This is a genomic window from Paraburkholderia sp. GAS199 (genome assembly GCF_050436585.1).
Taxonomy (GTDB): domain Bacteria; phylum Pseudomonadota; class Gammaproteobacteria; order Burkholderiales; family Burkholderiaceae; genus Paraburkholderia.
The window spans coordinates 1-25,595 of the sequence record NZ_JBNDMM010000002.1 but is presented as its reverse complement, the minus strand read 5'-3'; the positions used below and the strand labels follow the sequence as shown (position 1 = coordinate 25,595).

The 25,595-nt window shown below is 63.9% G+C and carries 20 protein-coding genes; 11 read left to right on the top strand and 9 right to left on the bottom strand.

Features of this window, described 5'->3' with window-relative positions:
* Positions 1-62 precede the first annotated feature (62 nt).
* The 5 genes from P3T18_RS06250 (at position 63) to P3T18_RS06230 (ending at position 5,895) form a co-directional block, all read left to right on the top strand.
* Positions 63-275, top strand: coding sequence for a DUF6726 family protein (locus P3T18_RS06250; protein WP_429300051.1), 213 nt, complete (start codon positions 63-65; stop codon positions 273-275).
* 50 nt (positions 276-325) lie between these two features.
* Positions 326-694: an MliC family protein gene (locus P3T18_RS06245; protein WP_429299072.1), complete on the top strand. Its 369-nt coding sequence runs from the start codon at positions 326-328 to the stop codon at positions 692-694.
* Positions 695-902: 208 nt separating this feature from the next.
* Positions 903-2,555 (top strand): acetolactate synthase large subunit, encoded by a 1,653-nt coding sequence (locus tag P3T18_RS06240; protein ID WP_429299071.1) that lies wholly within the window; start codon positions 903-905, stop codon positions 2,553-2,555.
* Between the two features lie 32 nt (positions 2,556-2,587).
* Positions 2,588-4,024 carry an aldehyde dehydrogenase family protein gene (locus tag P3T18_RS06235; protein ID WP_429299070.1) on the top strand — a complete coding sequence of 479 codons (1,437 nt, stop codon included), beginning with the start codon at positions 2,588-2,590 and terminating at the stop codon, positions 4,022-4,024.
* 386 nt (positions 4,025-4,410) lie between these two features.
* Positions 4,411-5,895, top strand: coding sequence for a DEAD/DEAH box helicase (locus P3T18_RS06230; protein ID WP_429299069.1), 1,485 nt, complete (start codon positions 4,411-4,413; stop codon positions 5,893-5,895).
* A 16-nt stretch (positions 5,896-5,911) separates the two neighbouring features.
* On the opposite strand, the gene gluQRS is transcribed toward P3T18_RS06230, so the two are convergent.
* Complete coding sequence (gluQRS, locus tag P3T18_RS06225) at positions 5,912-6,835, bottom strand: tRNA glutamyl-Q(34) synthetase GluQRS (RefSeq protein ID WP_429299068.1); 924 nt, start codon at positions 6,833-6,835, stop codon at positions 5,912-5,914.
* Complete coding sequence (locus P3T18_RS06220; protein ID WP_429299067.1) at positions 6,799-7,662, bottom strand: sulfurtransferase; 864 nt, start codon at positions 7,660-7,662, stop codon at positions 6,799-6,801. The genes gluQRS and P3T18_RS06220 overlap by 37 nt, the downstream gene beginning before the upstream one ends.
* 325 nt (positions 7,663-7,987) lie before the next feature.
* Between P3T18_RS06220 and dnaE the strand changes: the two genes are divergently transcribed.
* Positions 7,988-11,557, top strand: coding sequence for a DNA polymerase III subunit alpha (gene dnaE / locus P3T18_RS06215; protein ID WP_429299066.1), 3,570 nt, complete (start codon positions 7,988-7,990; stop codon positions 11,555-11,557).
* 78 nt (positions 11,558-11,635) lie between these two features.
* On the opposite strand, the gene P3T18_RS06210 is transcribed toward dnaE, so the two are convergent.
* Positions 11,636-12,397: a glycosyltransferase family 2 protein gene (locus P3T18_RS06210; protein ID WP_429299065.1), complete on the bottom strand. Its 762-nt coding sequence runs from the start codon at positions 12,395-12,397 to the stop codon at positions 11,636-11,638.
* 217 nt (positions 12,398-12,614) lie between these two features.
* On the opposite strand from P3T18_RS06210, the gene msbA reads away from it, so the two are divergent.
* Both msbA and P3T18_RS06200 read left to right on the top strand, forming a co-directional pair.
* Complete coding sequence (gene msbA / locus P3T18_RS06205) at positions 12,615-14,408, top strand: lipid A export permease/ATP-binding protein MsbA (RefSeq protein WP_429299064.1); 1,794 nt, start codon at positions 12,615-12,617, stop codon at positions 14,406-14,408.
* A gap of 132 nt (positions 14,409-14,540) precedes the next feature.
* Positions 14,541-15,629: a glycosyltransferase family 4 protein gene (locus tag P3T18_RS06200; RefSeq protein WP_429299063.1), complete on the top strand. Its 1,089-nt coding sequence runs from the start codon at positions 14,541-14,543 to the stop codon at positions 15,627-15,629.
* 14 nt (positions 15,630-15,643) lie between these two features.
* On the opposite strand, the gene P3T18_RS06195 is transcribed toward P3T18_RS06200, so the two are convergent.
* The 6 genes from P3T18_RS06195 to P3T18_RS06170 form a co-directional block, all read right to left on the bottom strand.
* Positions 15,644-16,774: a glycosyltransferase family 4 protein gene (locus P3T18_RS06195; protein ID WP_429299062.1), complete on the bottom strand. Its 1,131-nt coding sequence runs from the start codon at positions 16,772-16,774 to the stop codon at positions 15,644-15,646.
* 45 nt (positions 16,775-16,819) lie between these two features.
* Positions 16,820-17,821, bottom strand: a complete 1,002-nt coding sequence (gene waaC, locus P3T18_RS06190; protein ID WP_429299061.1) for a lipopolysaccharide heptosyltransferase I — start codon at positions 17,819-17,821, stop codon at positions 16,820-16,822.
* 301 nt (positions 17,822-18,122) lie between these two features.
* On the bottom strand, positions 18,123-19,127 hold the full coding sequence (locus P3T18_RS06185) for a glycosyltransferase (RefSeq protein WP_429299060.1): 1,005 nt from the start codon (positions 19,125-19,127) through the stop codon (positions 18,123-18,125).
* A complete protein-coding gene (locus tag P3T18_RS06180; protein ID WP_429299059.1) occupies positions 19,120-20,445 on the bottom strand; it encodes an O-antigen ligase family protein in 1,326 nt (441 codons plus the stop codon). Before P3T18_RS06180 ends, P3T18_RS06185 begins: the two co-directional genes overlap by 8 nt.
* Positions 20,446-20,856: 411 nt before the next feature.
* On the bottom strand, positions 20,857-21,177 hold the full coding sequence (locus P3T18_RS06175) for a hypothetical protein (protein ID WP_429299058.1): 321 nt from the start codon (positions 21,175-21,177) through the stop codon (positions 20,857-20,859).
* Between the two features lie 102 nt (positions 21,178-21,279).
* The gene (locus P3T18_RS06170; protein ID WP_429299057.1) at positions 21,280-21,849 is read right to left on the bottom strand and encodes an ester cyclase; all 570 of its coding nucleotides are present in this window, start codon (positions 21,847-21,849) and stop codon (positions 21,280-21,282) included.
* 215 nt (positions 21,850-22,064) lie between these two features.
* Between P3T18_RS06170 and P3T18_RS06165 the strand changes: the two genes are divergently transcribed.
* The 3 genes from P3T18_RS06165 to P3T18_RS06155 form a co-directional block, all read left to right on the top strand.
* The gene (locus P3T18_RS06165) at positions 22,065-22,991 is read left to right on the top strand and encodes a recombination-associated protein RdgC (RefSeq protein ID WP_429299056.1); all 927 of its coding nucleotides are present in this window, start codon (positions 22,065-22,067) and stop codon (positions 22,989-22,991) included.
* Between the two features lie 106 nt (positions 22,992-23,097).
* Positions 23,098-24,522 (top strand): HdeD family acid-resistance protein, encoded by a 1,425-nt coding sequence (locus P3T18_RS06160; RefSeq protein ID WP_429299055.1) that lies wholly within the window; start codon positions 23,098-23,100, stop codon positions 24,520-24,522.
* A gap of 873 nt (positions 24,523-25,395) precedes the next feature.
* Positions 25,396-25,595: hypothetical protein (locus P3T18_RS06155; protein ID WP_429299054.1), on the top strand; the 200-nt coding region annotated here is incomplete at its 3' end.

Genomic DNA, 25,595 nt, shown 5'->3' with positions numbered 1-25,595 from the left:
TTGCTGCGCGTCACCCGATCGATCTTCGATCGATCTGCATCATCGAAGTCAAAGAGGTCCGTATGGTCCTGAAGTTCCGTCGAACATCGTGCCCCGGGCGCCTTGCCCGGCTCGGCGCACTGGCCGCGGTGCTCGCGCTGAGCGCCGGGCTGAGCGGCTGCGGCCTCGCCGCCGCGCCGTGCCGCGTGGCGTCGGCGGGACTGAAGATCGTGCCGCTGGTCGGGCACGTGGCCGCCGCTCCCACCGACGCGTGCGCCGACGTCATCGATCCCTGATCCGGTCGACGCGCACTGTGCCTGATCTGCGACAACAATCGAGGCGTCACATGAAAAAATGGCTTGTTGCGTTGACTACGGCGGCGAGTCTCGCTGCATTTTGCGGCGGCGCCTGGGCCGCGCCGCTGAAGCTCGTCGAGATTCAGACGAAAAACCGTCAGACCCATAAATACACCTGCGCGACCGGCAAGATTCTTCAGGTGACGTACTGGAACGCCGCGAACGGTCAAAGCTTCGCGCTGGTGCCGGTCAAGGGCAAGCAGCTGCTGTTCGTCAACACCATGTCGGCTTCCGGCGCGAAGTATCAGGCCGGCAGCTATACGTGGTGGACCAAGGGCCCGCGTGCCGATCTGTACGACGGCATGAGCGGCGAGAACGCCCCGCCCATGCTGTCCGACTGCGTGACCATCAATCGCTGAGCCCCGTCTTTTCTCCGCCGCCCGCCTTTGCCCGCGAGCGCGCATCATTCCCGTTCGAGTAGTAAGCTGTCCGGCGTGGTAAGCGCTGCGCCGGGCGCGTCGTGTGCAATATGGCGCGCCAGTCTTTGTCGTCGTCTTCGATCGTCCGTTACCGGACTCTAGCGGCGGGGCTCATTGCCCGCGTCCGTGTCATCAAGCGAGACTCTCCATGAAAGCATCGGATCTGTTCGTCAAGTCGCTGGAAGCAGAAGGTGTCGAATATGTGTTCGGCATTCCCGGCGAAGAAAATCTCGATCTGCTCGAATCGCTGCGCCGCTCCAGAATCCGCCTGATCCTCACGCGCCACGAGCAGGCCGCTGGTTTCATGGCTGCCACGTATGGACGGCTCACGGGGCGCGTCGGCGTGTCGCTCGCCACGCTCGGGCCGGGCGCGACCAACTTCGTGACGGCGGCGGCTTACGCGCAACTCGGCGGCATGCCGATGCTGATGGTCACCGGACAGAAGCCGATCAAGTCGAGCAAGCAGGGGCATTTCCAGATTGTCGACGTGGTTCGCATGATGGAGCCGCTCACCAAGTACACGCGCCAGATCGTGTCGATCGGCAACATTCCGGCGGCCGTGCGCGAGGCCGTGCGTCAGGCCGAGGAAGAGCGGCCCGGCGCGGTGCATCTGGAACTGCCCGAAGACGTCGCGCACGAAGAGGGCGACGGCCACCCGATTCCCAAGAGTTTCAGCCGCCGTCCGGTTGCCGAGGAAAAGGCGGTCGCGCACGCGGTCGAAGCCATCACGCGCGCGAAGCATCCGTTGCTGATGATCGGCGCGGGCGGAAACCGCAAAACCACGACGAAGATGCTGCGCGAATTCGTCGACCAGATCGGCATTCCGTTTTTCACCACGCAGATGGGCAAGGGCGTGATCGACGAGTCGCACCCGATGTGGCTCGGCAACGCCACCTTGTCGGACGGCGATTTCGTCCATCGCGCCATCGATCACGCCGACTGCATCATCAACGTCGGTCACGACGTCATCGAAAAGCCGCCGTTTTTCATGCGCAGCGGCGACGCGGGCGAGAAGACGGTGATCCACGTGAACTTCCTCGGCGCGGAAGTCGACACGGTGTATTTCCCGCAGATCGAAGTGGTCGGCGATATCGCGAATGCCGTCTGGCAACTCAAGGAAAGTCTCAAGGAGCGCAAGGAGCATTGGGATTTCTCGCGCTTCAAGGAGATCAAGGAACACTTCGAGGCGCATCTCGTGAAAGGCCAGCACGACGACCGTTTTCCGATGTACCCGGTGCGTATCGTCAACGACGTGTACGAAACCACGCCGGTGGACGGCATCGTGTGTCTGGACAACGGCATGTACAAGATCTGGTTCGCGCGCTACTACCGCGCCCACGAACCGAATTCGCTGCTGCTCGACAATGCGCTGGCGTCGATGGGCGCGGGTTTGCCGTCCGCGATCGCCGCGAAGATCGTGCATCCGGACCGCAAGGTGATCGCGGTGTGCGGCGACGGCGGCTTCATGATGAATTCGCAGGAGCTGGAAACGGCGGTGCGTCTGAAGCTCGATCTGGTGATTCTGATTCTGCGCGACGACGCTTTCGGCATGATCCGCTGGAAGCAGGAAAACATGAATTTCCCCGATTACGGCATGACGCTGAGCAATCCGGATTTCGTCGCGTACGCAGAAAGTTACGGCGCGAAGGGGCATCGCATCGAATCGGCGGAACAGTTCGCGCCGCTTCTGCGCGAATGCTTCGTCACGCCGGGTGTGCACGTGATCGATCTGCCGATCGACTACTCGGACAACGAACGCGTGCTCAATCGCGAGATCAAACGGCTTTCGGCGCAACTGTGAGTTCATGAAGTCAGGGAAAGGAGACGCGCATCATGTTGCAGAAGACTTACCCGTACTACCTCGCCAACGAGGCGGTGGCCGCCAACACCGATCTCGAAGTGACTGACAAATTCAGCGGCGAAGTGGCCACCCGTGTGGCGATGGCCGATGCGAAAGCGATCGACCAGGCGATCGGCCATGCGGTCGAGGCGCTGCCTGCGTTGCGGGCGTTTCCGCCGTTCAAACGCCAGGCCGTGCTGGAACATTGCGTGAAGCGTTTTCGCGAGCGTTACGACGAACTGGCGCTCGCGCTGTGTATCGAGGCCGGCAAGCCGATCAACGATTCCCGCGGCGAAGTCACGCGCCTTATCGACACCTTCAAGGTGGCGGCCGAGGAGTCGGTGCGTATCGACGGTGAGATCGTGAATCTGGAGATTTCGCCGCGCGCGAAGGGTTATCATGGTTACGTGAAGCGCGTGCCGATCGGGCCGTGCTCGTTCATCTCGCCGTTCAATTTCCCGTTGAATCTGACCGCGCACAAGGTCGCCCCGGCCATCGCGGCCGGCGTGCCGTTCGTGCTGAAGCCGGCAAGCCGTACGCCGGTCGGCGCGCTCATCATGGGTGAGATTCTGGCGGAAACCGATCTGCCGAAAGGCGCATTTTCCATTCTGCCGGCCCATCGCGACGGCGCCGATCTGTTCACGACCGACGAGCGCTTCAAGCTGCTGTCGTTCACCGGCTCGCCGGCGGTCGGTTGGGAACTGAAAAGAAAGGCCGGCAAGAAAAAAGTCATTCTGGAACTGGGCGGCAACGCGGCGGCGATCGTCGACGGCGATCAGGGCGACAAGCTCGACTATGTGGTCGACCGGCTCGCGTTCGGCGCGTTCTATCAGTCGGGGCAGAGCTGCATCGGCGTGCAGCGAATTCTGGTGCACACGAAGCTTTACGACGCGCTGCGCGAGAAGCTGATTGCGAAAACGAAGTCGCTGGTGATGGGCGATCCGAAAGACGAAAAGACCTTCGTCGGACCGATGATCTCCGAGTCGGAATCCAATCGCCTCGCCGGCTGGATGGAAAGCGCGGTGCAGGCCGGCGCGAGCATCGTTGCGGGCGGCAAGGTGGACGGCGCGATGTTCGAGGCCACCTTGCTCGAAAACGTGAAGCGCGACACCGATCTCTACCGCAAGGAAGCCTTCGGCCCGGTCGCCATTCTGGAGCGTTTCGACGATTTCGACGCCGCGCTCGCCACCGTCAACGATAGCGATTTCGGCCTGCAAGCCGGTATCTTCACCGACTCGCTCGCGCACGCGCATCGCGCGTGGGACCTGCTCGAAGTGGGTGGCGTGGTCATCAACGACGTCCCCTCGTTCCGGGTCGACAATATGCCGTACGGCGGCGTGAAAGATTCCGGCCTCGGCCGCGAAGGCGTGCGTTACGCGATCGAAGACATGACCGAGTTGCGCCTGATGGTGATGCGCGAGACGTGGTGACAGCGGTGATGAGCGCGGCCGGGCTTTTGCCGGAACGTGTCATATAAGTGTCGTCTGGGCGCTTTACGCTCGCCAGCGGGGGCGCTTGCGGGCCGGCGACGGTCTGTCCGGTCGCCCGGCTTCGAGTCGCGGCCGGGCGCTGCGCCGGCCGGCTTTCGCCGTCGTAAGCAGAAAGCCGGCAGCAGCGCCATGAGTGTTTTTGCTGAAGTGCTACAATACCGGCCTTTCCGGCGGGTGTTTCCGCCGGCCGGAGCCGGCCGCATTTTTCCCGCAATCCTGACGGGTCCCGTGCGGAACGCCGTGGCTCCGCCTTCATCACGATGCCCTCTGCGGTTCCGACCGCTGCCGCGCGCACCGCGCCAAGCGCATTTTTAGCGAAAGCCACCATGTCCGACACAGCCGTCACGCCCAGCACTGCGACTTTTGATCAATTCGGCCTCGCGCCCGATATCCTGAAAGCCGTCAAAGAATCGGGCTACACCACGCCTACGCCGATCCAGGCGCAAGCGATTCCCGTCGTGCTGGCCGGCCGTGACGTGATGGGCGCCGCGCAGACCGGCACCGGCAAGACCGCGAGCTTCTCGCTGCCGATCATCCAGCGTTTGTTGCCGCACGCCAGCACGAGCGCTTCGCCCGCCCGCCATCCGGTGCGCGCGCTGATCCTTACGCCGACCCGCGAACTCGCCGACCAGGTCGCCGCGAACGTGCAGTCGTATGCCAAGCACACGGCGCTGCGAAGCGCCGTGGTGTTCGGCGGCGTGGATATGAATCCGCAGTCCGAGCAACTGCGCCGCGGCGTGGAAATCCTGATCGCCACGCCGGGCCGTCTGCTCGATCACGTGCAGCAGAAAACGGCCAACCTCGGCCAGGTGCAGATTCTCGTGCTCGACGAAGCCGACCGCATGCTCGACATGGGCTTCCTGCCGGATCTGCAGCGCATCCTGAACCTGCTGCCGAAAGAGCGTCAAACGCTGCTGTTCTCGGCCACGTTCTCGGGCGAAATCAAGAAGCTGGCCGCCACGTATCTGCGCGACCCGCAAACCATTGAAGTGGCACGCAGCAATTCGACTGCCACTAACGTCACGCAGGTGGTGTACGAAGTTGCCGAAGGTGACAAGACGGGCGCGGTGGTCAAGCTGATTCGCGACCGCAACCTGAAGCAGGTCATCGTGTTCTGCAACAGCAAGATCGGCGCAAGCCGCCTTGCGCGCAGCCTCGAACGCGACGGCGTGGTCGCCACCGCGATTCACGGCGACCGTTCGCAGAACGAGCGTATGCAGGCGCTGGACGCGTTCAAGCGAGGCGAGATCGAGGCGCTGGTCGCCACGGACGTCGCGGCTCGCGGTCTGGACATCGCCGAATTGCCGGCCGTAATCAACTTCGACCTGCCGTTCAACGCAGAAGACTACGTGCACCGCATTGGCCGTACGGGCCGTGCCGGCGCGTCGGGCGACGCCTTGTCGCTGTGCAGCCCGAACGAGAAGAAGCAGCTCGCCGACATCGAAAAGCTGATCAAGCGCCCGTTGGACGTGCAGCGTCTCACGGTGGATGCGCCGCCGCGCCATCACCACGAAGACCGTCCGCCGCGCCGTGAGCGCAGCGAAGGTCGCGAGGGGCGTGAAGAGCGCGGTGCGCGTCGCCGTCCGGGCGCTGCGTCGTCGGGCTCGTTCGACCGTCCGCATCACCATCGCGCTCAACCGGTGGACGATTTCTTCCTCAAGCCATACGAGCCTTCGCCCGCTTCGGTTCGCAAGATCGAAGAAGCCGACGGTGCTGCCGCGGCTCCGCAGAAGTCGTCCTCCAAGCAGCCGCTCGCCGCGTTGCTGGGCGGCTTCGGCATGCCGGTCCGGAAGTCGTCGTCTTCGTCGTAAGCTGACTGGCGTGCCTTCAGCGCACGCCCATTTTTTGCGCCCAGGCGAGCGTCGCCGCAGCGTAAAAACGTTCTAACGTAGGCTGTTCTGCCACGTTCAAGTCAAGCCCCAGATGCCGTGCCGCCGCGTTCAACGCGGCGAGCGGCTCGCGGGCGTCCAGCGCGGTCGCGCCATTTTGCTTGCTGAGTTTTTCGCCCTGATCGTTCACGACGACGGGAACATGCAGATACGCGGGCGTGGCGACGCCGAGGCAGCGCTGCAGATAGATCTGCCGCGCCGTCGAGTCCATCAGATCCGCGCCGCGCACGATGTGTGTGATGCCTGCGTCGGCGTCGTCTACCACCACCGCCAACTGATAGGCCCATTGATCGTCCGCGCGCCGCAAGACGAAGTCGCCGACCTCGGTGGCCAGATTCTGCGTTTGCGTTCCCTGCCAGCGGTCTTCGAAGCGAATCACGGCTGCGTCGCCGTCGCGCACGCGCAGGCGCCAGGCGCGCGCGGGCTTGCCATGCAAGCCGCTTCGGCAGGTGCCCGGATAGGCGAGTGTGGTATTGCGTGAATGGGCATGCAGCAGGGAATCGGCGATCTCCTTGCGCGTGCAGCCGCAGGGATAGACCAGACCGCCTGCCTGCAGCGCTTCCAGGGCTTCCCGGTAACGTGCCATGCGCTGGCTTTGCCAGAGCGGCGGTTCGTCGGCGACCATGCCGAAGCGTTCGAGCGTGGCGAGAATGTCTTGCGCCGCGCCGGGGACGGTGCGCGGCCCGTCGACGTCTTCGATGCGGACCAGCCAGGCACCGCGATGCGCCCGCGCATCAAGCCAGCTGGCCAGCGCGCTGACGAGCGAGCCGAAGTGCAGCGGGCCGGTAGGCGAGGGCGCGAAACGCCCACGGTACGCCGGGTGCATCAGGCCGCGTGCGCCGCCCTGGCGTCCGGATGGCATGCCGGGCAGGTCTTGCCGGCCACGTACATCGGCGACTGCTGGGCTTCCGGCGTGACGACGGCGCGGCAGCCGAAGCACTGCACCGTGGCGGTGGGCTCGAGTTGCGGGTTGAGCGCGGTACGGTAATCGAACACGAAGCAGTCGCCGTTGTAGTGCGCGCCGCCTACTTCTTCGAAATACTTAAGAATGCCGCCTTCGAGTTGATAGACATTCTCGATGCCCACTTCCTTCATGTGGATCGCGGCCTTCTCGCAGCGGATGCCACCGGTGCAGAACGAAACGACCGTCTTGCCTTCGAGATCGGCGCGGTTCTGTTCGATCACTTCCGGAAATTCGCTGAATTTCGTAATGCGGTAATCGAGCGCGTTCTCGAACGTGCCGACGTCGACTTCGAATGCATTGCGCGTGTCGAGCATCACGACCGGACGGCCTTGGTCGTCATGGCCGCGGTCGAGCCAGTGCTTCAGAGTAGGGGCGTCGACGAACGGCGCGCGGCCGAGTTCCGGCCGGATGGCCGGCTTTTTCATGGTGATGATTTCGCGCTTGAGCTTGACCAGCATGCGGCGGAACGGCTGCTTTTCCGACAGGCTTTCCTTGAACTGCAGGCTGGCGAACTTGCCCTCGAACAGGGGGGCGTGGCGGATGTAGTGCATGAAGGCGTCGACGGCTTCGCGCGTGCCGGCCACGAACAGGTTGATGCCTTCCGGCGCGAGCAGCACCGTGCCGCGCAGGCCGAGCGCGTCGCAGCGCTCCGTGACGGGCGCGCGCCAGGCGGCGGTGTCTTCGATGGTCGCGAAATGGTACGCGGAGAGGTTGACGATATTCATCTGAGTCCAGCAGTAAAAGCGGCCGGCGGCGCGAAAATGGGGCGCATTGAGTTAAATGCTGCCGTTGCGCGCCATGCGGCGTGTCGAATAGGGCGAAACCCACATTATCCCTCAAGCGGGCGCTTCGTCCGACTCCGCCCAATGGCTAACCGCTTGCGGCAGCGCAAATTATGGCGAACTAACGCCGGTTTTGCCGTCGGAGGGCGACGCCGGTTTTTCGCACCGCTCGCCGGGCCCGAGCGCACAAGGCCTGCGCGTTTTCGCCATAGGCTGAATGGCCAGGGCGCGGGTTTTGGCCTGAAATCTCGGGAAGGGTGGAGTTACAATGTCGCCCATGTCAGATCCTCGCTTCGTCCATCTCCGCGTTCACTCCGAATTCTCGATTGCCGATGGCATCGTGCGTCTCGACGACATCGTCAAGGCCGCGGCCAAAGACGGTCAGGGCGCGCTCGCCCTCACCGATCTCGGCAACGCATTCGGCCTCGTCCGTTTCTATAAGGAAGCCCGCGGCAAAGGGGTCAAACCCATTGCCGGCTGCGACGTCTGGATCACCAATCCCGACGACCGGGACAAGCCGTCGCGTTTGCTGCTGCTGGTCAAAAACCGCCGCGGCTACCTGAATCTGTGCGAACTGCTCAGCAAGGCCTCGCTCACCAATCAGTATCGCGGCCGCGCCGAAGTCGAAGCCGGTTGGCTCGAAACCGGCCTTGGCGAAGGCCTGCTCGCGCTGTCGGGCGCGCAGCAGGGCGACGTCGGTATTGCGCTTGCCGCCGGCAACGAAGAAGCGGCGAAACGCAACGCGCAGCATTGGGCGAAGGTGTTTCCGAACGCGTTCTATATCGAGCTGCAGCGCAGCGGTCAGCCGGGCGGCGAGCAATACGTGCAGCAGGCGGTCGCAATCGCGGCGTCGCTGAAATTGCCGGTGGTGGCCACACACCCGATGCAGTTCATGACGCCGGACGATTTCACCGCGCACGAAGCCCGCGTGTGTATTTCCGAAGGCGACATTCTGGCGAACCCGCGTCGCTCGAAACGCTTCACGGCCGATCAGTATTTTCATACGCAGGAGCAGATGGCCGCGCTGTTCGCGGACATTCCCTCGGCGCTCGCCAACACGGTCGAGATCGCCAAGCGCTGCAACCTCACGCTCGAACTCGGCAAGCCGAAGCTGCCGCTCTTTCCCACTCCCGACGGCATGTCGCTCGACGACTACCTCGTGCATCTGTCGAAAGAGGGCCTGGAAAAACGACTCGAGCAGTTGTATCCGGACGAAGCGGAGCGCGCCGCGCAACGCGCCACGTATTACGAGCGGCTCGAATTCGAGTGCGGCACGATCATCAAGATGGGCTTTCCGGGCTACTTCCTGATCGTTGCGGACTTCATCAACTGGGCGAAAAACAACGGCGTGCCGGTCGGTCCGGGGCGGGGTTCGGGCGCCGGTTCGCTGGTGGCCTACGCGCTCGGCGTGACCGACCTCGATCCGCTGCGCTACAACCTGCTGTTCGAGCGTTTCCTGAATCCGGAACGCGTGTCGATGCCCGACTTCGACATCGACTTCTGTCAGCACGGCCGCGACCGCGTGATTCAGTACGTGAAGGAAAAGTACGGCGCGGACGCGGTCTCGCAAATCGCCACGTTCGGCACGATGGCAGCGAAGGCGGCGGTGCGCGATATCGGCCGCGTGCTCGATCTCGGCTACATGTTTACCGACGGTATCGCCAAGCTGATTCCGTTCAAGCCGGGCAAGCACGTCACCATTGCCGACGCGATGAAGGAAGAGCCGCTGCTGCAGGAGCGCTTCGACAACGAAGACGAAGTGCACCAGCTGCTCGAACTGGCGCAACGGGTGGAAGGCCTGACGCGTAACGTCGGCATGCACGCGGGCGGCGTGCTGATCGCGCCCGGCAAGCTGACAGATTTTTGCCCGCTGTACACACAGGGTGACGAAAGCGGCGTCGTGAGTCAGTACGACAAGGACGACGTCGAAGCCGTCGGCCTCGTGAAGTTCGACTTTTTGGGTCTGACCACGCTGACGATCCTCGACTGGGCCGAGCGCTACATTCGCCGACTCGATCCGTCGAAGCAGGACTGGTCGCTCGCGCAGGTTCCGCTGGACGATCCCGCCTCGTTCTCGATCCTCAAAAAAGCGAATACGGTCGCGGTGTTCCAGCTTGAAAGCCGCGGCATGCAGGGCATGCTGAAAGACGCGCAGCCCGACCGCTTCGAAGACATCATCGCGCTCGTCGCGTTGTACCGTCCGGGTCCGATGGACCTGATCCCGAGCTTCTGCGCGCGTAAGCACGGCCGCGAAGTGGTGGAGTATCCCGATCCGCGCGTTGAACCTGTTCTGAAAGAGACCTACGGCATCATGGTCTATCAGGAGCAGGTGATGCAGATGGCGCAGATCATCGGCGGCTACTCGCTGGGCGGCGCCGACTTGCTGCGTCGCGCGATGGGTAAGAAGAAGGCCGAGGAAATGGCTCAGCATCGCGAGCTGTTCCGTCAGGGCGCCGCGAAAAACGGGCTGACCGGCGAGAAAGCGGACGAAATCTTCGACTTGATGGAGAAGTTCGCGGGCTACGGCTTCAACAAGTCGCACGCGGCCGCGTATGCGCTGCTCGCGTACTACACGGCATGGCTCAAGGCCCACCATCCGGCTGAATTCATGGCAGCGAATATGTCGCTCGCCATGGACGACACGGACAAGGTCAAGATCCTGTTCGAAGACTGTCTCACGAACAAGATGGCCGTGCTGCCGCCGGACATCAATCTGTCCGCGTACCGTTTCGAGCCGGTGGCGGAAGCCGACGGCAAGCGCTCGAAAACCATTCGTTACGGTCTCGGCGCGATCAAGGGCAGCGGCCAGAACGCAATCGAAGAAATCCTGCGCGCGCGCGAAGAAGGTCCGTTCATCGACATCTTCGACTTCTGCAATCGCATCGACCGTCGCGTGGTGAATCGCCGCACGGTGGAAGCGCTGATCCGCGCGGGTGCGTTCGACACGCTGCACGCCAATCGCGCGCAATTGATCGCGTCCGTTTCGCTCGCCATGGAAGCGGCCGAGCAGGCGAGCGCCAACGCCATGCAGGCTGGCCTGTTCGACATGGGCGACGCGCCGTCGCAAGGTCACGAACTGGTCGACGAGCCGGAATGGCCGGAAAAGAAAAAGCTGCAGGAAGAGAAGGCTGCTCTCGGCTTCTATCTGTCGGGCCACCTGTTCGACGCCTATAAAGACGAAGTGCGACGCTTCGTGCGTCAGAAGATCGGCGAATTGAAGGAAGGGCGCGACAAGCTGGTTGCGGGCGTGATCGCTTCGCTGCGCACGCAGATGACCCAGCGCGGCAAGATGCTGATCGCGTTGCTCGACGACGGCACGGGTCAGTGCGAAGTGACCGTCTTCAACGAGACATTCGAAGCGCACAAGCAGCTTTTCAAGGAAGACGAACTGCTGGTCGTGCAAGGTCAGGCGCGCAACGACGCGTTCACGGGCGGTATTCGCTTTACTGTCGAAACGGTCATGGATCTGGGCCGTGCGCGTTGCCGTTACGCGGAAGCCGTCAAGGTGCAGATGAACGGCAATGCCGACGCGTTGGCGTTGCGGCGCGTGCTCGAAGCCCACAGCGCAGGTAAGGACGAGCCGCAGGCCGCGCCAGCGCCGGCAGCGTCGTCGCGCGGAGGCGGCGGGGCAGGCGGGCGCAACGGCGGTGGCTACGGTGGTGGTCAGCGTCAGCCCGTGCAGATTCCGAACGGACTCGCCGTGCAAGTGGTGTATCGCAGCGAGAACGCGCAAGGCGAAATGCGTCTGGGCGACGCGTGGCGCGTCAAACCCACGGACGAATTGCTCGCGGCATTGCGCGGCGAATTCGCCGGAAGCTCCATCGAGATCGTGTACTGATCTGCCATCGGCCCGCGCGCAGCGTGGGCCGATCGACTTCAATTATTCCCCGGCACTAGCGCCCGTGCTTTCGCGCAATCAACGCTGCGGTTTTTCAGCCAGACGCGCGAGTTTCAGAAAGCGGTAGTACACCGTTTCTGCATTGAACACGGCGATCATGAAACCGGCGCGGCCATCGAGAAATCCGCGTCGCAGCAGGTAGGTTCGCAGGAACGCCCAGATGCCGCGTCCCACGGCTTTGCCGAAGCTGCCTCGCTGACCTGCCGCATGACGCTGCAGCGCGCCTGCCGTCGAATAGGCGTCGAGCTTGCGCAACACGCCTTCGAAGTCTTCGTACGAGTAGTGCATGAGCTTGCCGCTCAGACGTTGCGCCGGCGAGTCGAACACGAGGCGTTCGTGCACGAGGTCGTCGGAGAAGCGCGCGGCTCCGCGTTTGAAGAGGCGCGGAATCCAGTCCGGATACCAGCCGCTGTGATGAATCCAGTGGCCGCAAAAGCTCGACAGCCGATCGACCGCGTAGACGTCCGCCGTGGGCGCGGCGATTGCCGCGCGAATGGCTGCCGCGAGTTCGGGCGTGACGATTTCGTCGGCGTCGATCGAAAGAATCCATTGAGTGCCGAGCGCCTCCACCGCACGGTTTTTCTGCGGGCCGAAACCCGGCCAGTCGGCCTGATCGATGACGCGCGCGCCGTGCGAGCGGGCGATCCCGGCGGTGCCGTCGGTGCTGCCGCCGTCGATCACGACGATCTCGTCGGCGAAGGCCACGGCTTGCAGGCATTCCGCGAGCCGCGCCGCGGCATTTTTCGTGATGATGGCGACGCCAAGGGTGATTTCTTGCATACCTGAGTTGCCTGTCGATGAGGTGCCGTGCTGCCTGGGGTCGCGCAAGTATACACAGCGTCATGATCCGGCTGCAGGGCGGTGTGGCCCTTGCGCCGAGGTAACGACCGGTAAGCGCCGGTGGTCATCGCCAGCGTTTACAATGCTGTTTTTGATATTCCACGCGGCCGACATCCCGTCCCGCGCGTGAACGCCGTCCCGCATTCCAGAGGATTCCTTGAGCGCGAAGCCAACGTTAAGCAAAACCATCGGTTCAGGTGAGGGCTCGTCGCCCGCCGTCGTCATGCGGCGGCTGTGGCCGTTCATCAAGCCGCTCATCTGGGTGCTGATCGGCGCCGTGGTTGCAATGGCGGTCAGCGCCGGCACCGACGCCGCGATCCCGGCCCTGCTCAAGCCGCTGCTGGACAAAGGCTTCGGCGCGCATGCGGCGGACAACGCCAAGTGGCTCGTGCCGGCCGCGGTGGTTGGCCTGGCGCTGATACGCGGCGTGTCGCAATACGCGTCCGGCTATCTGCTGGCTTACGTGTCGAACAAGATCCTGCTCGAACTGCGCCTGAAAATGTTCGACCGCATGATCCACACCAGCGTCGCGTTCTTCCAGCGCGAGACCGCGAGCACGGTCATCAATGCCATCGTGTTCGAGGTGAACCAGATTCTCAACGTGCTGCTGAGCGTGCTCGTCACGCTGGTGCGCGATTCGCTCACCGTGCTGTTCCTGCTCGGTTACCTGTTCTATCTGAACTGGCGTCTGACGCTGATCGTCGCGGTGCTGCTGCCGGGAATCGGCTGGCTGGTCGGCAAGATCAACCGCCGCTTGCGGCGCCTGAACCGTGAGCATCAGATGTTGACCAACGAACTGTCGTACATCGTCGAAGAGACGGTGGGCGGTTACAAGGTCGTCAAGGTGCATAACGGCCAGCAATACGAAATGGACCGGTTCGCGTCGATGAGCAAGCGTCTGCGTGGCTACGCGATGCGCATGACCGTCTCTGGCGGTCTCGCTCAGCCGTTGACGCAGTTTCTCGCGTCGATCGCGCTCGCGGTGGTCATCACGATTGCCGTGGTGCAGTCGTCGTCGGATCAAACCACGGTGGGCGGCTTCGTCGCGTTCGTCACGTCGATGCTGCTGATCATCTCGCCGCTCAAGCATCTGATGGACGTGAACCAGCCTTTGCAGCGCGGCATGACGGCGTGCGAACTGATCTTCGGTCTGATCGACGAACCGTCCGAGCCGGAAGGCGGCGGCAAGCCGCTGGAGCGCGCCAACGGCGCGGTGGAGTTCCGCGACGTATCGTTCACTTACGGCACCAACGCGACGCACAACCGGCAGACGCTCGACCACGTGTCGTTCAAGGTGGCGCCGGGCGAGATGGTCGCGCTGGCGGGTCCGTCCGGCAGCGGCAAGACCACGCTCGTGAATCTGTTGCCGCGTTTCTTCGATCCGACCGGCGGCGCGATTCTGGTCGACGGCGTGGCGTTGCCCGAATACAGCTTGCAGGCGCTGCGCAGCCAGATCGCCATGGTGAGCCAGGACGTCGTGCTGTTCAACGACACCGTGGCGAACAACGTGGCCTATGGTCAGGTGGCCGATCCGGAGAAGGTCAAGGCGGCGCTGCGCGCGGCCAACCTGTGGGACACGGTCGAAGCCATGCCCAACGGCATCGAGACGCTGGTCGGCGACAACGGCATGATGCTCTCGGGCGGCCAGCGCCAGCGGCTGGCCATCGCGCGCGCCATTTACAAGGACGCGCCGATCCTGATTCTCGACGAAGCCACTTCGGCGCTCGATTCGGAATCCGAGCGTCACGTGCAGGCCGCATTGGAAACGCTGATGAAAGGCCGCACGACGCTCGTCATCGCGCACCGTCTGTCGACGATCGAGCGGGCCAACCGCATTCTGGTCATGGAGTCGGGCCGTATCGTCGAGAGCGGCAGTCATCGCGAACTGCTGGCGCAAGACGGCCTCTACGCGCATCTGCACCGCATCCAGTTCCAGCAGACCGCGGCCTGACGCGCGGCGCCGTTCCCGCCCATGCGCGAACGGCGCACAACGATGCCATGGCCGCTCGGCCCAGGTCTTTCGTCGCGCCGTCGCTCTCTCTCCTCACGTCTTGACCTGGCGTCTCGCGCCGCCGTCTGAATCATGAAAATTGGACTTTCCAGCAACGCGCTGAAGCACAGCGGCGGCCTCGAACGCTACGCCATGGATCTCGTGCGCGGTTTCGCGGCGAAGGGCATCCGGCCGGCATTCTTTGCGCGCCGCTTCGACAGTTCGGTGCCGGAGGCCGCGATGGTCGAGGCGCATCGCATCAACGTGTCGCTGTTGCCGGGCAAGCTGCGCGACGGCTGGTTCTCCTGGCGTTTGCGGCGGGCGCGGCGCGCGGCGGCAGTGGACGTGCTGATCGGCTGCAATCGGGTCGACTCGTCGGAAATCGCCATCTGCGGCGGCACGCATCTCGGCTTTTTGCGCGCAACCGGACGCGCGCCGCGCCGCTCGGATCGCTGGCAGATCGCGCTCGAAAAAAGTCAGTACGAACAGGCAAGCGTCATCGTCGCGCATTCGGCATTGATGCACGACGAACTGCGCGAGTTGTATGGCGTGGACGAATCGAAGATTCGCGTGTTGTATCCGCCGGTCGACGGCGCGCGTTTCACGCCTGCGGACAGCGCGCAGCGCGCCACGCTGCGCCAGAAATTCGGTTTCGCCGATCACGAGATCGTGCTGCTGTTTCCGTCGAGCAGCCACGAGCGCAAGGGTTTGCCGCTGATCGAAGCGGCGTTGCGCGACACGGCATTGCCGGTGGTGCTCGCCGTGGCGGGACGGCCGCCGGAGCGCACGTCGGAGCGGGTTCGCTATGTCGGTTACGTGAAGGATATCGAGGACGCCTACCGCGCCGCCGACTTCACGATTCTGGCGTCGAAATACGAGCCGTTCGGGCTGGTGGGCGTCGAGTCGGTGATGTGCGGCACGCCGGTGATTTTCCCGTCGAGCATCGGCTGCTGCGATGCGATCGCGGACCACGCGAAGTTCGTTTTCGCGCCGGAGGATGTCGCCAGCCTGCGCGCCACCATCGAACGCGCCGTACAGCAGCGGCTGGCTGGCCCGGCGCCGTTGCCGTCCGAACTGGCGCGCGACGCGGTGCGCTACGACGCGCGCGTGGCGGGCCACGTCGATGCGCTGCTCGCGCTGGTGAAGACGATTGTCGAGCGACGCGGCGCTGCGGCGCGCTGACGCCGCGCCTCTCCTTAGACTGCCAGAAGCCGCTGATAAACCGCTTCGGTTCCGTCGATGAAATGGCTTTCGCCGAACTCGGCGTTGGCCCGGCGGCGCGCCAGTTCGCCCATGGCTTCCACCTCGCCGCGTCGCGTCACGATCTCCGCGAGCCGCGTCGACAATTGCGCCGGCGCTTGCGGTTCGACGATCCAGCCGTCGAGCGAGTCGGTGATGTTTTCCGGCAAGCCCGCGTAGCGCGTGACGATCACCGGCTTGGCCATCGCCATCATTTCGCGGCAGGCGAACGAGACGGTCTCAATGGCGTACGACAGCACGAAGCCGATGTCGAACGCCGCGATCCAGCTTCGCACGTCGCTCTGCAGACCGGCCACGGTGACGTTGCCGCGCATGCCGAGTTCGTCGATGGTTGCAATCTGTTCGGGCGTCGGTTCCTGACCCACCACGACGAGATGAATCTGTTCGCGCAGCGCGGCCGGTAGCGCGGCAACCGCGGTCACGATGTCCATCGTGCCCTTGTACCATTCGAAGCCCGTCACCGTTCCGATGATCAGCTTGCCCGCGTTGGCCTCGCCGACGATCTCGCGTCGGCGGCGCTGCATGGTTTGCGTGTCCGGCGGCGAAAAGCGCGCAATGTCCACGCCGTTTTTCACCACGGTCACGCCGCTCTGGTGATAGGGCGTATCGCGCAGCATGCGCGCCGTGAAATCGGAAACGGCGATCACGTGATGCGTGGCAACCCGCGCGCGGATCCGGTTCGCGAGCCCTTTGCCGACGGCGATCGAATTGTGTTTCGTGAAGACGATACGCGGCTTCCTGCGCCCGAGACCCGCGGTGGCGAGCATCACCAGCCGGTGGTCCGCCGAGCCGTTGACGTGAACGATGTCGATTGCTTCGCGTTCGAGCAACTGGCGAAGCCGGCGCGCCGCGCGCCACATGCTGCCCAGTTGCTTGATCTTGCTCGGGAAGTCTTTTGCAATGAGCGTCACGTCCGGCAGCGTTCGGGCTTGCGCGTAGAGCGAGCTGGTGGCCGGCGTGGCGATGTAGATGGCGTGGCGGTGAGCCAGCGCCTTTGCAATGGCGATCACGTATGTCACATGACCACCGCCCCGCCCCGAGTGGAAATTCGTCAGTAGTATTTTCATTGATCCGGCTGTCGCCGCTTTGCGATCTTATTGTCGGGCTGGTGACTACCCGGCGAGAACATTGCTGCTCGCGAAGCTGGAGGGTTCGCTCAGCACTGTGCCAATGGCTTCGCGTACTTCGTCGACCGTCGCCGGGCGGCCTTCGTCGCCAACGGACATGGACAGGCCCGGCACGTCGATGCCGAAGTGAGGGCGCGATGTGGCCGTGAAAATCATCACGGTGGGTTTTTGCAGCGCGCTCGACAGATGCACGAAACCGGTGTCGGTGCCGACGATCAGCGCGGCCATGTCGATATGTTGCGCGACGGCTTCCACGCTCAGACGCGGCAACACCACCGAACCCGGAATGCCGGCCGCGATCGCGATTGCGTCTTTGTGCTCGGCGTCCGAGCCCCACGGCAGCAGCGGCGTGATGCCCTGATCCAGCAGCGAGCGGCCGATGCTGTGCCAGTGCTCGACGGGCCACTTCTTTTCGTCGCTCGAGGTGGCGTGGAAGAAGAGCGCAAAGGGCGCATGCTTTGCCGCTTCCGGCGCGACGGCCGGCGCGGGAATCCGCAGGCCGAAGTTCGGCGCACCTTCGAGCTGATAGCCGAACGCCTGGCTCACGGTCTGACGCAAACCGTTCCACGCGTTCAGATTGCCGCGCGGCTGGTAGCGCACGTTGTAGGCGAAGGCCGCGCCGTTTTCGCCGAGGTCTTCCTTGCGATAGCCGTACACGCGGCGCGAGCGCGCGAGAAACGCGATGATCGCGCTCTTGTACACGCCATGCAGATCGAGCACGGCGTCGTACTTGACCTGGCGCAATTCTCCGATCGAGGCGGCAATCGCTTTCAGTTCGTCGAGGCCGCGGCGCTTCTTGAAGCCGCGCAGCGGCGCGCACAGGACGCGGTCGATGCCGGGATTCCAGCGCAGGATGTCGGCGAATGCCGAATCGGCAGCCCAGTCCACCTTGACACCCGGAAAGGCGCGATGCAGATCCGATACCACGGGTTGACCGTGAACGATGTCACCGAGCGACGTGACTTTGACAATGAGGATTCTGTTCATCAGCGCAGTTTGAATGGCCGCAGGTTTGAGGGGTGGTCCGGCGGCGGGGTGTTCGGTCGGGCCGGTCTGTTCCGCCGCTTTGCCGTGATTCGCAGGAGAACGCTTCGGACTGGCGTGTCGCGCCGCGCGTTCAGACGATCGGCTTCGAGTAAGAACCGAAGCGTTCATGATGGCCCGGCGCTCTGCGGCTGCGGGGCCGGCCGAGGCAATTTTCAACGGGTCGATTATACCGGACACGCATTCCGCGAAGCATCGGGGCGAGCAGCGCCGGATCCAGCCGGGCGCGGCGTCCGCGCGGTCTTCAGCGTTTGAGCCGCTTCAGCCAGAGCGACGGCGCGTAGACGCCGGGGCAGGTGGTGTAGAGAAACAGGCGGATGCGCAGACCGAGCTTGACTTCGCGGGCGCCGCCGAGCAGCGCCAGGCGTTCGCCGACGCCGCGGGCGTTGAACATCGACTGGATGAATTGTTCCCGCGCGACCTTGGGCGCGAGCGCCGCGCGCATCCGTTCGCCGAGACCGGCAATCTCGGCGTCGCGCTGGATCTGTTCGGTTTCGACGAGGGCAAAGCCGTTGCCTTGCCGGAAGCGCGCGATCAGTTCGGCGGTGGTGCGATGGTGCCGTTTGCTCGACAGACCGCCGCGCCGGTAGCGCACGAGCGGTTCGCGCAGACTCGACGCGCCGCCCGACACGATGGCGCGAAACGTCATGATCTGGTCTTCCGACGCCGAGCCGGCCATCATCGGGCCGAAACGCTCGAACAGGCGGCGCGACCACGTGTGCGCCGCGCCCACCAGCCAGGGCCGCTGCGCGAGCCAGTCGTCGAAACTCCGGTAGCTGTCGAGATCGGTCGGCTCCATGCGTTCGTGCAACTGGCCGTCCTGATCCATGGCGACGAGGTCGGTGGCGATCAGATCGTGGCGCCGGCCGTGTTCCAGCCAGTAATCGACCACCCGCTCGCAGCGGTTCGGCGCGGAAATATCGTCGCCGGCCGCGACGAACAGCAGTTCGCCCTGCGCCATGGCGGCGAGGCGCGAAAGATGCGCGCTGATCCCTTCGTTGGCGGCGTTGTGGCGCGTGACGACGCGGTGCGGGCCGCGATAGTCGCGCACGGCGGCCTCGATCGCGGCGAACGTGCCGTCGGGCGAGGCGTCGTCGGAAATGATGATTTCGAGCGGCGAATAGGTTTGCGCGAGGATGCCGCGCACGGCGTCCGCCACCATGCTTTCCTGCTTGTAAGCGATCAGCAGTACCGAGACGAGGGGACGTTCCGGCGAGGCGGAAGCGCTGTTCGACGGGCTGTTATCCATGCTGCTCACGGGAAGAAGAAGCGGCTCGCGCCAATGCCTCGACCGGCGCCGGGGTTGATGCCGAAGTCGACGCCTGTACCGACAGTTCCCGCTTGCGCGCGTCGATCATCGCGAGGAACGTGGCGCTCAGCAAGGCCAGCAAGGCCGTGACCATGACGGGCACCAGCACGTCGATCGTCAGGCCGAAAATGACGGTGCTGAACGACACGGCGAGGCCCGAATACGCCGCGGCGCGGATCGCCGGATCGGTCGAGCGGCGGTTGCGCCAGAAATAGACGGACAGGCTGAAGTACAGCAGCACCAGACAAACCGTGCCGATCGCGCCGGTTTCGGCGATGGTCGAGAAAAAGTCGCTGTGCGCGCGTTCGTTGACGATCTCGGCTTTTGCCTCGCCGCGCTTCGCCATATCGCCCAGCGCCGTGACCAGCCGGCCTTTGCCGACGCCGTAAAGCGGATGATCGACGAACAGTTGCCACGACGCCTGCCACAACTGCAAACGCAGGCCCGTCGATGTGTTGTCGTTGCCGTGACGCAGCGCCACGAGGTCAGAGGTGGCGGCTTCGACGCGCGTCGTGACGCGCTGCGTCGACAGCAGCGCGGCCCCGCAGATCACCAGCGCCAATGCGGCAACCGCAAGACGCTTCTTTTGCGCGAACCAGTGGAATTGCACCCCGAGCAGCACGACGAACACCGGGATGGCGAGCCAGCCGCCGCGTGAGCCGGACAGATACGACGCGTAGCCGCCCGCGACCAGCGCCAGCAATTTGAGCGACAGCACGCGCCAGTCGCGCCGGCCGTCCCAGCCGAGCGTGAAAATCGCGAGAAACGCCAGCAGCAGGGCGGTGTCGCCGAACGGGATCGCGTTCGTGTAGTAGTTGTTCAGGCGGCTGGCGTCCGTGAGTCCGCCGCGCATCTGATCGAGCAGCGCCCACATGCCCGCGCCGAAAGCGCCGGCCGCGCAGCCCCAGCCGACGATGCGCAGGTTACGCGACGGAAATCGCCGCAGCAGCAGGAACAGCGGCAGCGCGAATACGAAGCGCGACAGCGGATCGAACTGGCGCGGCATCCAGTAGCCGAGCAGCAATTGTTGCGCGATGAGCACGACGACGTACGTCACCATCCCGGCCGTGTACCAGGGATAGGCCCGCAGCGCGTGGAAATAGCCCGGCGTGCGCCGGTTGGCGATGGCGGCGCCCAGCGCCAGCGCGACGAGCGCGAAGAAACAGTAACCGGTGCCGCCACGCCAGACGAGGTTCACAGCGGGCGCGAAAAAAAGTAAAGCTGTGCTTATCCAGATCAGGCTGGGAGCAAAAATCATAGGCCGAGAATTCGTATGAGCATTACCGTGCCGGCCTGCCGTTCGAGGGCCTGAGGCTGGGTGCATTTCTTTCAAGATAAGAGGGCGACCCGGATTATAACCGTGTGACAACCCCGATTGCGGCCATCGGCGAGCGGTCGGATGGGCGGCGGAAATGTCGGTCGGCGGCAGCTGGGCGTTTCGGCGCGGCAGGGGGCGGGCGCCAACCCGGCGCCGCACCTGCATCGGCTTGAAGTTGCGGCACGACGGCGCCTCGCGTGGCGGCTGGGGCGCCGCCGGCACGGAGCGTCGGCGCTGGTGCAGGCGCGGTGAGCCGCTTTGCTTTCGTTTCCTTTCCGCTGAACGCTCCCGGCCGGCGACCCGTGACGGCATGCCGCCGCACGCCGCTACACGCCGCCCCGCCGCGCGTCGCTACACGCCGCCCGTCACCAGCGGCAAAACGGTCAGATCCGGATGCGTTCCCTCGACGATGCTGCGCCCGATATGCACCGCCTCGTAGAGCGCCTCGTCCTTGCCGGCGAAGCTTTCTTCACCGTCCGCGTGAAACGCAACCGCGTGGCCGGGAATGTGGGGATTCGCGCCGGGGTGGCAGACATAACCGATATAGGTGTAGCGCCCGTCTGTCGTGGCGACGGGCCGGGTTTCGTCGAGCGGCTGCATGGGCAGCGGCGCCACGTGAATTTCGAAGCCCTCGTATTCCACCATCTGCCAGGGTGCGGTTTCATCGGCCATGGCCGCCTCCGTCTATTTCGCATGCATCTAAAAAGTCTAGGTGATTTATACGTGCGCAGAGAGCGAAGACGACCGGCAATGAGCGACAGGCCGCGGACGACGTCAGGGCTTGATGGCGCCGAGCTGTCTGAGCAGCGTCAGGTTGTCTTCCAGATGCCAGTTTTCGACGATTCGTCCGTTCTGCACGCGGTACAGATCGAACGCCTGGAAGTCGACGGTCTGGCCGTTGCCCCGCAAATTCTGGAACTTGCCCGTGAAGTGACCGTGGAAGTGCAGGTGGACCGAGGCGCGGTCGCCGGATACGACGAGATCGTCGATCTCGGCATGCAGGTCCGGCACGGCCGCGCGGAATCCCTTCGACGCCTGCAATGGGCCGGTCGGACCTTGCGGGCGTCCGTCCGGCAAGGTGCGATCGACGAAATCCGGCGACAGCGCGAGCCTCGCGTCAGCCTCGTCGCCCGTGTTCCAGAAGGCGGCATAACGGCGCGCCGTTTGCACGATCGCCGCGCTCGTCGGCGAAGCGGAATCGACCGCCATGTGATGCGGCACCGGCAGGCTCGCCGTATCGGACGCAGAGGCGGCGTGGGCGGCAATCGCGCCGCCGAGGACGAGGCCGGCTGCCAGCAAGGCGTGACGGGCAGGGACGGCAAGTTTCGGGAGCAGGCTGGACATGTGGTTCTCCGCAGAGGTGTCGGTCGATGAGCTGAATTCTCCGGCTTAAGAACTGAATTGATAATTGGGCTGTCGTCGAAAGGATTTTCTGGTTATTTTTGAAAATGGGCGCGCATCGATGCCGTTTTTGCAGCCAGGCGCCGGGGTGTTCCGGATGGCCGCGTCGGAGCCGTCGGATAGAATGGCGCGCTTTGCCCGAACTCGACACCTCGCCCATGTGGTTCAAAAACCTTCAGTTGCACCGTCTTCCCGCTCCGTGGTCCGTGACTCCCGAACAGATGCAGAAGTGGCTCGCGCCGCACGCGTTTGCCCCCGGCAATAGCGTCGAGATGCAAAGTCACGGCTGGGCGTCGCCGCGCGACAACGACTCGCTCGTCTACGCGCAAAACGGCCAGATGCTGCTCACGTTTCGCGCCGAAAAGAAATTGCTGCCGGCCTCCGTCGTGACGCAGGTGACCAAAGAGCGCGCGCTCGAACTCGAAGATCAGCAGGGCTTCAAACCCGGCCGTAAGCAGATGCGCGAACTCAAGGAGCAGGTCACCGACGAACTGCTGCCGCGCGCCTTCAGCATTCGCCGCGATACGCGCGTGTGGATCGACACACGCAATGGCTGGCTCGTGATCGACGCGGCTTCGCAGGCGGTTGCCGATGAAGTGCGCGGACTGCTGGTGAAATCGATCGACCAGTTGCCGCTCGGCACCGTGCGCGTCGCGCAGTCGCCGGTGGCCGCGATGACCGGCTGGCTGCTGTCTGGCGAAGGCCCGGCCGGCTTCTCGCTCGATCAGGACACCGAGTTGCGGTCGCCGTCGGAAGGCAACGCGACCGTGCGCTACGTCGGCCATGCGCTCGACGCCGACGACATGCGCCGTCACATCGAAGCAGGCAAACAGTGCATGCGCCTCGCGATGACCTGGAACGACCGCGTGTCGTTCGTCCTCACGCCTTCGCTGACCATCAAGCGCATCGCCGCGCTGGACGTCATCAAGGAGGCGAGCGATCCTACCGCGCAGAACGACGACGAAGTTTTCGACTCGGACGTCGCGCTGATGACCGCCGAACTCGACCGCATGCTCGGCGATCTGCTCGACGCGCTTGGCGGCGAGCAGGACAGCGTGGCGATGCCGCAAGCCGCCGCAGCCTGATCGCTGCGGTAGAACCTGGATCGCGCGGGCGCTGCGCGTTAGGGCGCGCCCGTGAAAGTGGTTAAGATGGGGACCACTGGGCCGCGTCGATCACGGAGAGCATGCAATGGTTCGTCTGGTCATGATCCTGCTGGGCGTCGATTACCTGCGCACGCGCTGGCGTTCGCTGCAACGGATCGGCTGTGCGAGCCTGCTGTTCGGCGTGGTGGTGTTCACCGACGCGCTCGACGGCGCCCTGTATTTCCCCATCACGCCGTTTGCGCTTTTGCTGCTGCTCGAGGGCCTCGCCACGCTGGCCGTCGCGTGGACCGGCATGGGCGGCCAGCGCACTTTGCGCTACGTGAAAGGGCTCGCGTTCTGCGTGTCCGCTGCGCTGATTCTCGCCGGCCATCATTACGGCCACTTCATTCTTTCGATGATTTTCGGCACGCTCTTTTTCGCGGACGGCCTGTTGCAGATCGTCTCCGCGAAAGTGGTGCGTTACCGGACCTGGCGACTCGCGATGATCGGCGGCGCGGTCGAAATCGCGATTGCGATTTTCTTCTATCAGCCGTATCCGACGCATTACGCCGGGACCGTGCCTTACTGCCTCGGACTCGGGTTGATCTTCGGCGGCTGGAACATGATCCTGCTCAGTCTGCGCGTGCGACGCCTCGTGTCGAATCCGGCGGTGGCCGGCGTCGATCCGAACGCCGATGCCGCAGCCGCGGTGGCGAGTTCCGGCGTGGCGGCGAATATGGGCGCTGTCGTGTGGGACGGCCCGCCTGCCGCCGATGAAACCGCGCTGACCGTGCACGTGTGGACGCCGGTCGGCTCGGCGAAGGGCGAGGCGCGCCGGCAGTTGATCGTCGATCGTTACATCGCGGCAGTGGACCGCAACGGCGTGATCTCGACCGGCCACGCCGCGCTCGAATCGCCCGAAGGCGTGTATATCAGTCTTTATCCCGGTGTGGAAATAGATCGTTCTCCCGACGATTTCGCGCGTCTTCTGCGTGCCACGGCAGAGAACAACGTGCCGGGACTTTTTCAGCCCGACTATCCGACCGAATCGAAGGCGTGGTGTCCGTCGACGGTTCAGGTCCGCATCCGCAATTACGATCCCGAGCGCTTACGACGTTTCTGGGAAACGTATCGTCAGAACACGACTTACAACCTCACGCATCGCAACTGCTCCAGCAGCGTGTCGCGTGCGCTCGAAGCCGCGCTCGAGGGCGCGTCGGCGCGCGTGTGGGGCAGCGGCGGCGGATGGCGGCCGTTCTTGCGCGTCGTGACGACGCCCGAGCTATGGGTGGCCGCTCAAGTGCGCAAGCGCGCGGCGACGATGGCATGGACGCCCGGTCTGACGCTCGACTACGCTCGCGCGCTCAGCATGCTCGCGGACCCCAGGCCGTCGGGCTGGGTCAAGATGGCGCGCCTCGCTGTACGCCGGATGGCGCGCTCGCGTCAGCAGTGGCGCGAGGAGGCACGTCATGCGCCGGTTTCGCATGCGGCGATGCAAGGCGATGAGCGGGCAGAGGCGATGCGTGAGTGATGGCTTTGGCTGGTCGCGTCGGAGTCGCGCTGGCGTTGATGCGGTGAGGCGCGGGGTGCATAGCTTTGGCTAGTAATGGAAATTCGCTGGCGGATCAAGTGCTTGCCTGGCTTGCTGGGGAGTTATGCACAGGCTTGTGAACAAAAACTGTGGAGAACTTTTTCCTGCAACACAATACGCCTGCATACATTCGTGAATGAAGATACGCCGCAGCCTGCAACTTTGGGCCGAGTGTAGTAAGAGGATCGCCCCGTGCCGAGGCGCTGCGTGCGCTTGCCGAAGACGACGTTGAATCAGGTGTGCGATGGTGCGCGACGGGAGGATAAGTGATTTAAAAGCTCCACGCGGCATTCGGTTTCTCGGGATACGTTTTCATACTCGTGGTTTGAGGATAACCGACAGGTCGGACCAGCGGTTGCGGTTGACGTGATACGTGGCCGTTGTTGGGCTTTTCTAGCTTGTATATGTATGCAAAGGATTTCACCGCATTGATTTTTTTCATGGATCTGTGATTCACGACGTTGTGGATATGCAGTCTGACTATTTGCTGGTTCTCCGTGATCTACCGACTTTGATCTAACGCAAGGTGATTATCCATTTAAGAGTTGTCGGATATTAAGGAGTCGAGTGTGACCTGAAAGTTGTTAGGCCTTCAAAGGCACAACTAACAACGGAAGGGGATATATGAAAGCGTGGACGGACCGCCGCAGTACATTCAGGTGGCTGGTCCAGTTGTCTGTCGTGGCTAACCTGCTACTGACGGGCACTGGCACCAACGCTGCGGACTACACCCAATGCATGCAGACGTATCAGAAGTCCCTCGGGATTCCTGGCAACCGGACCTGCGCGATCCAGGTGGCTGGCACATCACCCATGTCCAGAGGACCGGGCGACCCGTTTAGCAGCCTGAACTACACGAACTGTCCTAACGCACAGGACTGGATACAGGACTTTTGCGCTGGCGCTCCCGTGCCACCCGCGCCCGAAACCACATGTCCAGCAGCCGACCCCGTGTTGCCCGCGGAAGGCATTGTCACGCTCTCCGAAACCGACTTCGCGAGTGGCGACGCACT